This is a genomic window from Metallibacterium sp., assembly GCF_054637675.1.
The window spans coordinates 1-2826 of the sequence record NZ_JBTSRB010000098.1 but is presented as its reverse complement, the minus strand read 5'-3'; the positions used below and the strand labels follow the sequence as shown (position 1 = coordinate 2826).

General features: G+C 66.3%; 2 protein-coding genes. Both read right to left on the bottom strand.

What is annotated here, in order from left to right; all coding sequences use genetic code 11:
• Positions 1 to 354: 354 nt before the first annotated feature.
• Positions 355 to 1263 (bottom strand): NAD-dependent epimerase/dehydratase family protein, encoded by a 909-nt coding sequence (locus tag ACYDAT_RS15805; protein ID WP_461451369.1) that lies wholly within the window; start codon positions 1261 to 1263, stop codon positions 355 to 357.
• A 62-nt stretch (positions 1264 to 1325) separates the two neighbouring features.
• Positions 1326 to 2357: a GDP-mannose 4,6-dehydratase gene (gmd, locus tag ACYDAT_RS15800; protein ID WP_461451367.1), complete on the bottom strand. Its 1032-nt coding sequence runs from the start codon at positions 2355 to 2357 to the stop codon at positions 1326 to 1328.
• Positions 2358 to 2826: the final 469 nt, after the last annotated feature.

Below are 2826 nucleotides of genomic sequence, written 5' to 3'. Positions count from 1 at the left end.
CCCCCCCCCCCCCCCCCCCACCGCCATGCTCATCTCCAACGCAACGCGAGCTGCGAGGTCACCACGACAGTGACCGACAAGCGGGAACGCGCGCGGAAAATGCAAGCCCGTGCCGGGCGCGGTAGCAGGATGGCACTGCGAGAGTCGCCATCGCTCATCGCAAGGCTACGCGCTTTCACCAAGGAAGTTCTGATCAAAGTCCTTGTTCGTCATTCCGGCGAAAGCCGAAAGCGCTTTACAACAGCGAAGCTGGTCATCCAGTCTCTTCAATATCTTGCAAAAGCCTTGGATGACCCGCTGCGCGGTTATAAAGCGCCTCCGGCCTGCGCCGGGATGACGGCTTGTTCAGATGGTCTAAGGCGCCGCGAACATCCAGCGCAGTGTCTCGCGCAGCGGGATGCCGCCCGGTGCATCGTCCAGCACGGCGCGCAGGCGCGCATCGCTGCCGCGCAGGCGCGCGATCTCGTTGCCGCGCACGAAGGCCGGATTGACGCGCACGCCGATCGCATAGCCCGCGATGTGCTGCATCAACTGCAGCACTTCGTCCAACGTGGTGAGCCGGCCCGAGCACACGTTGAGCGTCCGGCCGATGGCGGCGGGCGTCTGCACCAGCTTGCGATAACAGCGCGCCACCTCGCGCACGTCGCTGAAATCGCGCGCCACGTGGGTGTTGCCCAGCTCGATGACGCGCGCCCCGTGGCGGAAGTGGCCGACGATCTTGGGCAGCAGGAAGTCCTCGCTCTGGCCCACGCCGGTGTAGTTGAACGGCCGCGCCAGAATGATCGGCAGGCGCGTCATCCACAGCCGCGCCATGTGCTCCATGGCCAGCTTGCTCACCGCGTAATCGTTGGCCGGCTGCGGCGCCATGGACTCGTCCAGCACCTCGGCGCCGAGATTGCCGTAGACGTTGCCGCTGCTGGCCAGCAGCACCGCGCGCGGCGGCGCGGCGCACTGCGCCAGGGCTTCGAGCAGGTTGCGCGTGGCGATCAGGTTGGTCTGATACAGCGCGGCGGCATCGCCGTGCGCCACCTGCGCGATGCCGGCCAGATGCACGACCACGGCCGGCAGCAGCGGCGCCAAGGCACGCAGGGTGGCGTCGCGATCGCGCAGGTCCAGCGCGATTTCATCCTCGCCGACGGCGCCGTCCTGCACCACACCCAGCACGCGATAGCCGGCCTGCGCCAGTTCCGCGCGCAGGTAGCGTCCGGTGAAACCGCGGCTGCCGGTGAGCAGCGCCAGCGGCGACGTATTTTCAGAAACCATGGGCGCATTCAGCCATGGGCGGCGTACCGCGCGTCAGGCATGCGCGTGGTCGACGCGACATCTCAAAACGAGCGGTCATGCTCGACGCGCACCAGATCGGCCTGCACCATCGTGCGGCACAGATCCTCCAGAGAAGTGCGCGCTTCCCAGCCCAATTCGGTGCGCGCCTTGCCCGCATCGCCGATCAGCATTTCGACCTCGGCGGGGCGGTAGAAGCGCGGGTTGATGCGCACGCGCACCTGGCCCTTGGCGTCCACGCCGACCTCGTCGATGCCCTGCCCCTGCCAGTGCAGCGGCAAGTCCACCACGGCGAAGGCGAGGTTGACGAAATCGCGCACCGATTCGGTGCGCCCGGTGGCCAGCACGTAGGTGTCGGGATGATCGGTCTGCAGCATGCGCCACATGCCTTCGACGTATTCCTCGGCGTAGCCCCAGTCGCGGCGCGCGTCGAGGTTGCCCAGCTCCAGCAGCTCCTGGCGCCCGCGCACGATGCGCGCCGCGGCGTCGGTGATCTTGCGCGTGACGAACTCGCGTCCGCGCAGCGGCGATTCGTGATTGAACAGGATGCCGCTGGCACCGAAAATGTCGTAGGACTCGCGGTAATTCACCGTCATCCAGTGCGCGTAGAGCTTGGCCACGCCATACGGGCTGCGCGGCCAGAACGGCGTGCGCTCGCTCTGCGGCACCGCCTGCACCTTGCCGAACATCTCCGAGGTGGAAGCCTGATAGAAGCGCGTCTTGCGGTTGACCATGCGGATGGCCTCGAGCAGGAACAGCGCACCCACGCCGGTGATCTGCGCCGTGGTCGCCGGCTGATCGAAGGACACGCCGACGAAACTCTGCGCGGCGAGGTTGTACACCTCGTCCGGCTGCGCCTGTTCGATCAGGCGAATGCTGGTGCCCTGATCGGTGAGGTCGTACTCGACCAGCTCCAGATTGGCGTGCTCGGCGATGCCCAGCTCCTGGATGCGCCACTGATTGACCGAACTGGTGCGGCGATACGTGCCGAACACCTTGTAGCCCTTGTTCAACAGCAGGCGAGCCAGATAAGCCCCGTCCTGCCCGGTGATGCCGGTGATGACTGCGCGTTTCACGTGGGTCGACCTTGCGAGTGAATGCGCGGAATCTTGGCACACTCCACGCACGTGGCCAAAGCTTGATCAATGCGTCGCGCGCGGCAAGCGCGACAAGGCCTTGGCGGGCTTCATCATCAGCTTGTCCACAGGAAACCCGATGCGCGCTGTGGACAAGGCGCGCAGTGCTGCAGGCTCCATTCCCGCCGAGGGACGACCAACCGGCGCGCGGGGCGCGGGGGTGACCTTGTCTTTCGTCATCCCCGCGCAGAGCCTGCCCCCGCGAAGGCGGGGGCGGGAAGCGCTTCTAAACAGCGAAGCTGGTCATCCAGTGCCGTCACCGCACGGTTTCTCGTTCTGGACCCACCGCTGTCGTGAAGAGCGATTCCCGCCTTCGCGGGAATGACGATGGGCGGGAATGACGATGGGGCGGGAATGACGATGGGGCGGGAATGACGAGAAGCGGGAGCGTGGGAATGACGAGAAGCGG

Excerpts from the sequence above, each read along its gene's own strand:
- ACYDAT_RS15805 (WP_461451369.1), bottom strand. The coding sequence starts at position 1,263 with ATGGTTTCTGAAAATACGTCGCCGCTGGCGCTGCTCACCGGCAGCCGC.